General features: G+C 67.6%; 6 protein-coding genes. All 6 read left to right on the top strand.

Annotated elements, in window-relative coordinates; genetic code table 11:
* Window positions 1-4: 4 nt before the first annotated feature.
* The 6 genes from RH90_RS18145 (at window position 5) to RH90_RS18120 (ending at window position 5,679) form a co-directional block, all read left to right on the top strand.
* A complete protein-coding gene (locus tag RH90_RS18145; protein WP_029625442.1) occupies window positions 5-1,210 on the top strand; it encodes a cysteine desulfurase in 1,206 nt (401 codons plus the stop codon).
* Window positions 1,207-1,668 (top strand): SUF system Fe-S cluster assembly protein, encoded by a 462-nt coding sequence (locus RH90_RS18140; protein ID WP_010187761.1) that lies wholly within the window; start codon window positions 1,207-1,209, stop codon window positions 1,666-1,668. Before RH90_RS18145 ends, RH90_RS18140 begins: the two co-directional genes overlap by 4 nt.
* A gap of 129 nt (window positions 1,669-1,797) precedes the next feature.
* The gene (locus RH90_RS18135; protein WP_010187760.1) at window positions 1,798-2,151 is read left to right on the top strand and encodes a HesB/IscA family protein; all 354 of its coding nucleotides are present in this window, start codon (window positions 1,798-1,800) and stop codon (window positions 2,149-2,151) included.
* A 44-nt stretch (window positions 2,152-2,195) separates the two neighbouring features.
* Window positions 2,196-3,374: an NAD(P)/FAD-dependent oxidoreductase gene (locus RH90_RS18130; protein ID WP_010187759.1), complete on the top strand. Its 1,179-nt coding sequence runs from the start codon at window positions 2,196-2,198 to the stop codon at window positions 3,372-3,374.
* A gap of 89 nt (window positions 3,375-3,463) precedes the next feature.
* Window positions 3,464-3,859, top strand: coding sequence for an endonuclease domain-containing protein (locus RH90_RS18125; RefSeq protein ID WP_029625441.1), 396 nt, complete (start codon window positions 3,464-3,466; stop codon window positions 3,857-3,859).
* A 104-nt stretch (window positions 3,860-3,963) separates the two neighbouring features.
* Window positions 3,964-5,679, top strand: coding sequence for a DEAD/DEAH box helicase (locus RH90_RS18120; RefSeq protein WP_010187757.1), 1,716 nt, complete (start codon window positions 3,964-3,966; stop codon window positions 5,677-5,679).
* The last annotated feature ends 69 nt before the right edge of the window (window positions 5,680-5,748 follow it).

Genomic DNA, 5,748 nt, shown 5'->3' with positions numbered 1-5,748 from the left:
CGTGCTGACCCAGACCCGCCCACTCGACCACGTCGCGGACTTCCCCGCCATCCCGGCCGGCTGGGCATATCTCGACACCGCCGCCACCGCGCAGAAGCCGCAGGAAGTCATCGACGCGATCACCCGCGCCTATGACACCGATTATGCCACGGTGCATCGCGGCGTGTACCAGCGCTCGGCCGACATGACGCTCGCTTATGAGGCGGCGCGTCGCTCGGTTGCGCGCTTCCTCAACGCCGGATCCGAAAACGAGATCGTCTTCGTCCGCGGCGCGACCGAGGGGATCAACCTCGTCGCGCACAGCTGGGCCGGCACGCAGTTGAAGGCCGGCGACCGCATCCTGCTCTCGACGCTCGAGCATCACAGCAACATCGTGCCGTGGCAGATGGTCGCCGAGCGGATCGGGGCGCAGATCGACGTCATCCCGCTGACCGAGGACCACCGCATCGACCTCGACGCAATGGCGGCGATGATCACGCCGCAGCACAAGCTCGTTGCGCTGGCGCACGTCGCGAACGTGCTCGGCTCGGTGCTCGACGGCCGCCGCGCCGCCGACATCGCGCATTCGGTCGGCGCGAAAATCCTGCTCGACGGCTGCCAGTCGGTGCCACGCATGACGGTCGATATCGCTGCGCTCGATTGCGATTTCTACGTCTTCTCGGGCCACAAGCTCTATGGCCCGACCGGAATCGGCGTGCTGTGGGCGCGGCCCGAACTGCTCGAGGCGATGCCGCCGTATCAGGGCGGCGGGTCGATGATCGACAAGGTCAGCTTCGCCAAGACGACCTATGCGCCGCCGCCGGGCCGGTTCGAGGCGGGGACGCCACATATCGTCGGCGTGCTCGGGCTCGCTGCGGGGATCGACTATGTCGAGCGGATCGGGCTCGATCGAATCCATGCGCACGAGACCGCGCTCGTCGCGATGACGCGCGACGCGCTGTCGCGGATCAATTCGCTGACGCTGTTCGGGCCTGAGGATTCCGCGGGAATCGTCAGTTTCAGCATCGCGGGGGTGCATCCGCACGACATCGGCACCATCTTGGACGAAGCCAAGGTGGCGGTGCGCGCGGGCCATCACTGCGCGCAGCCGCTGATGGAGGCGCTCGGCGTCGATGCCACGGCACGCGCGAGCTTCGGGGTGTACAACAGCGCGGCGGACGTCGAAGCGCTGGTGCGCGGGATTGAAAGAGTAACGAGGATTTTCGGATGAGCGACCGGATCGAAATTCAAGAGGTCGGCGCCGTCGAGCAGCCGCCGCGCGCGCGCGTCGAGGACGTCGCGGTCGAGGGGGGGACGCGCAAGCGCGACTATCTCGAGGGCTTCCTCAACCAGAAGCCCGCAGGCGATGTCGCCGGCGAGCCGGGCGGGGCGCTGTACGAGGGCGTCGTCTCGGCGCTCAAGGAGATTTACGATCCGGAAATTCCGGTCAACATCTACGATCTCGGGCTGATCTACGGCGTCGAGGTGACCGAGGCGGGGCATGCGGTCGTCACGATGACGCTGACCACGCCGCATTGCCCGGTCGCCGAATCGATGCCGATGGAAGTCGAGCTGCGCGTCGGCGCGGTGCCGGGGGTCGGGTCGGCCGAGGTCAATCTGGTGTGGGACCCGGCATGGGATCCGGCCAAGATGTCGGACGATGCCAAGCTTGAACTGGGTATGCTGTAATGCACTAAGCCCCTCCCCTTCAGGGGAGGGGTTGGGGTGGGGACGTGTCCGGATTGCGCAGGTCTCTGCGAGGCTTCCCCCACCCCCTACCCCTCCCCTGAAGGGGAGGGGCTTTGGAGGAAGAAGCCGATGACCACCATGACCCGCGTTCGCCCTGCTGCGCTGATCCTCACGCCGACCGCCGAGGCGCGTATCGCCGCGCTGATGGCCAAGGCGCCCGCGGACGCGATCGGCGTCAAGCTGTCGACGCCGCGGCGCGGCTGTTCGGGGCTGGCGTATTCGGTCGATTACGTCACCGAGGCCAAGCCGTTCGACGAACGGATCGATACGCCCGGCGGCACGCTGTTCGTCGATGGCGGGTCGATCCTCTATCTGATCGGCTCGACGATGAACTGGGTCGAGGACGATTTCGCGGCGGGCTTCGTGTTCGTGAACCCCAACGCCAAGGGCGCGTGCGGGTGCGGGGAAAGCTTTACCGTCTGAACCCTACGCTGGCCTGATCGGGCATTTGCGTCCACAGGCGCCGCATGACGAACCCCATCTACGATACGATCATTCTCGGCGCCGGCGCTGCCGGGCTGATGTGCGCCTTTACCGCCGGGCAGCGCGGGCGGCGCGTGCTGCTGCTCGATCACGCCGAGGCGATCGGCAAGAAGATCCTGATCTCGGGCGGCGGGCGGTGCAATTTCACCAATCTGCACACCGCGGCGGATCGCTACATCTCGGCCAATCCGCACTTCGCCAAGTCGGCGCTCGGGCGCTACACTGCGGCGGATTTCCTGGCGCTGGTCGAGGCGCACGGCATCGCGTGGCACGAGAAGACGCTCGGGCAATTGTTCTGCGATGGGTCGGCCAAGCAGATCGTCGCGCTGCTGCAGGACGAGTGCGACAAGGGCGGGGTCGAGATCGCGCTGGGTGAAGCGATCCGCGATTTCGACCATGCCGATGGACAGTATCGCGTCAGCTTCGGCGGCCGCACCGCGAGTGCGCCGTCGCTCGTCATCGCTACCGGCGGCCCGTCGATCCCGCAAATGGGTGCGACCGGTTTCGCCTATGATCTCGCGCGGCGGTTCGGGCTAAAAGTGGTCGAGCCGCGCCCCGCGCTCGTGCCGTTGACGCTGGGTGGCGAGGAGACGCTGTTCCGCTCGCTTTCGGGTGTCGCGGCGGAGGTGGTCGCCAAGGCGGGCAAGACCAAGTTCCGCGAGGCGGCGCTGTTCACGCACAAGGGGCTGAGCGGCCCGGCGATCCTGCAGGTGTCGTCTTACTGGCGGCACGGCGAGCCGGTCGGGATCGACTTCCTGCCCGACCTCAAGCCCGGCTGGCTGGTCGGGGTGAAGCATGCGCGGCCGCGTGTATCGCTGGCGTCGGTGTTGTCGAACCATTTGCCTGGCCGCCTCGCGGAGACATTGGCCGATCGGCTCGGCATCGAGGGCGAACTCGGCGCGGCGACCGACAAAATGGTCGACGCGGCGGCGCGGCAATTGGCCGACTGGCGCTTCAGCCCGAACGGAACAGAAGGTTTCGCCAAGGCCGAGGTGACGGCGGGCGGGATTTCGACGGCGGAACTGTCGTCGCAGACGATGGAGGCCCGGAAGGTGCCGGGGCTGTATGCGATCGGCGAGGCGGTCGACGTGACCGGGTGGCTCGGCGGGTATAATTTCCAATGGGCCTGGGCGAGCGGCTGGGCGGCGGGGCAGGTGGTGTAAGGCACCCCCCGGAATTCTTCCTCCCCTCCCTGGAAGGGAGGGGCTGGGGGTGGGTTGCTCTCCGTATCGCGGGGCGCCAAACTCTTGCGATGTCGCGAATCTCGCCAGAGATGACCAGACGCGCCCGCGCGCTGCGGAGCAACGCAACCGACGCCGAGCGGCGTATCTGGCTGCGCATACGGGGGTATCGACCTCGCTTCACCCGGCAGCTTGTTGTCGCCAGCTACATCATCGACCTGGCCTGCCGCGAGGCGAAGGTCGCAATCGAACTCGACGGCGGTCAGCACGCCGATTCGCCTTACGATGAGGAGCGAACGGCTTTCCTTGAAAGTCGTGGGTGGAAGTTGCTCCGGTTCTGGAATTCCGATGTGATGGCAAACCCGGACGGCGTTGCCGAAGCGATTCTGGCTGAGGTCAGCCGCCGCCACGGGCCGACCCACCCCCAACCCCTCCCTTCCAGGGAGGGGAGGAAGAAGGGGCGGTAAGCGAGACGTAGCGTCGTTCTCCACACCCCCCGTGCTTTTCCTCCACGCCCGTGCTAAGGGCCCTTTTTGGCGCGCGAACCCGCCGCCCCCATATTCGGAATACCATGCCCTTCACACACCTCCCCACGCTTCTCGCCGAAGCGCTTTCCGCCCGTGGCTATGAAGCCCCGACCCCCGTCCAGGCCGCCGTCATCCAGCCCGAGGCCGAAGGCCGCGACGTCATCGTCTCGGCCCAGACCGGATCGGGCAAGACCGTCGCGTTCGGCCTCGCCATCGCGCCGCAGCTGCTGACCGACGACGGCCTGCTGCCGCCGCCGCGTGCGCCGCTCGCGCTGGCGATCGCGCCGACGCGCGAACTCGCGCTGCAGGTCAGCCGCGAGCTCGAATGGCTCTACGGCAAGGCCGGCGCGCGCATCTCGACCTGCGTCGGCGGCATGGACGCGTCGCGCGAACGCCGCAGCCTCGCGCACGGCACGCACATCGTCGTCGGCACGCCGGGTCGTCTGCGCGACCATATCGAGCGCGGCGCGCTCGACCTGTCGAACCTCAAGGCGGTGATCCTCGACGAGGCCGACGAGATGCTCGACATGGGCTTCCGCGAGGATCTCGAGCTGATCCTCGACGCGTCGCCGTCCGAGCGCCGCACGTTGCTCTTCTCGGCGACGATGCCCAAGTCGATCGTCGCGCTCGCCAAGCGCTACCAGAAGGATGCGCTGCGCATCTCGACCGTCGGCGAGGATCGCGGGCATGGCGACATCGAATATCAGGCGGTGACCGTTGCCCCCGCCGATATCGAGAATGCCGTCGTCAATCTGCTCCGCCTCCACGAGGCTGAGACTGCGATGCTGTTCTGCGCGACGCGCGACAACGTCCGCCATCTCCATGCCGGGCTGATCGAGCGCGGCTTCGCCGCGGTCGCGCTGTCGGGCGAGCATAGCCAGAACGAGCGCAACGCCGCGATGCAGGCGCTTCGTGATAAGAGAGCGCGGGTCTGCGTCGCGACCGACGTCGCTGCGCGCGGGATCGATTTGCCGTCGCTCAGCCTCGTCATCCATGTCGAGCTGCCGCGTGATGCCGAGACGATGCAGCATCGCTCGGGTCGTACCGGTCGTGCGGGCAAGAAGGGCACCGCGATCCTGATCGTGCCGTACCAGCGCAAGCGTCGCGTCGAGATGATGCTGCGCGGCGCACGCATCGCGGTCGAGTGGATGAACGCGCCGACCGTCGACGACATCCGCAAGGCCGACAAGTCGCGGCTGATGACGATGCTGATGGAAGACGTCGAGGTCGACGACGACGATCGCGCGCTCGCGCAGCAGCTGCTCGAGAAGAAGAGCCCCGAAGATATCGCGGCGGCGCTGGTGCGCAGCTATCGCGCGCGGATGCCGGCGCCCGAGGAAATGATCGAGGCGGGCGGGTCTTCGCCGCGCGAGGCGGGCAAGGAGCATCACCGCGACGGCTTCGACGACATCGTCTGGTTCCGTATGGACATCGGCCGTCGCCAGAATGCCGATCCGCGCTGGATCCTGCCACTGATCTGCCGTCGCGGGCACATCACCAAGAACGAGGTCGGCGCGATCCGCATCGCTGCCAACGAGACGATGTTCCAGGTGCCGAGCGGCATCGCAGGCAAGTTCATGGCGGCGGTCAAGCGCACCGCGGGCGAAGAGGCTGAGGGCGGCGTGCAGTTCGAGCAGGTCCAGGGCGGGCCGGTCGAGGCCGAGCGCAGCCCGCGTCGCGCGAACGGGCCGGCGCCGGTGCGCCACCAGCCGCGGCCGACGTTGCGGCCGGGTGGGCCGGTCAAGCGGCCGCAGCGGTAAACCCTAAATCCTCCCCCGGGAACCGGGGGAGGGGGACCGCCAGCCTTCTTCAGGCTGGTGGTGGAGGGG

The organism is Sphingomonas sp. PAMC 26605 (assembly GCF_000241485.1).
GTDB lineage: Bacteria > Pseudomonadota > Alphaproteobacteria > Sphingomonadales > Sphingomonadaceae > Sphingomonas.
Note: the sequence above shows the minus strand (reverse complement) of the source record. Positions and strands in the feature narration are given on the sequence as shown.

Excerpts from the sequence above, each read along its gene's own strand:
- RH90_RS18140 (WP_010187761.1), top strand. The coding sequence starts at position 1,207 with ATGAGCGACCGGATCGAAATTCAAGAGGTCGGCGCCGTCGAGCAGCCG.
- RH90_RS18135 (WP_010187760.1), top strand. The coding sequence starts at position 1,798 with ATGACCACCATGACCCGCGTTCGCCCTGCTGCGCTGATCCTCACGCCG.
- RH90_RS18130 (WP_010187759.1), top strand. The coding sequence starts at position 2,196 with ATGACGAACCCCATCTACGATACGATCATTCTCGGCGCCGGCGCTGCC.
- RH90_RS18125 (WP_029625441.1), top strand. The coding sequence starts at position 3,464 with ATGTCGCGAATCTCGCCAGAGATGACCAGACGCGCCCGCGCGCTGCGG.
- RH90_RS18120 (WP_010187757.1), top strand. The coding sequence starts at position 3,964 with ATGCCCTTCACACACCTCCCCACGCTTCTCGCCGAAGCGCTTTCCGCC.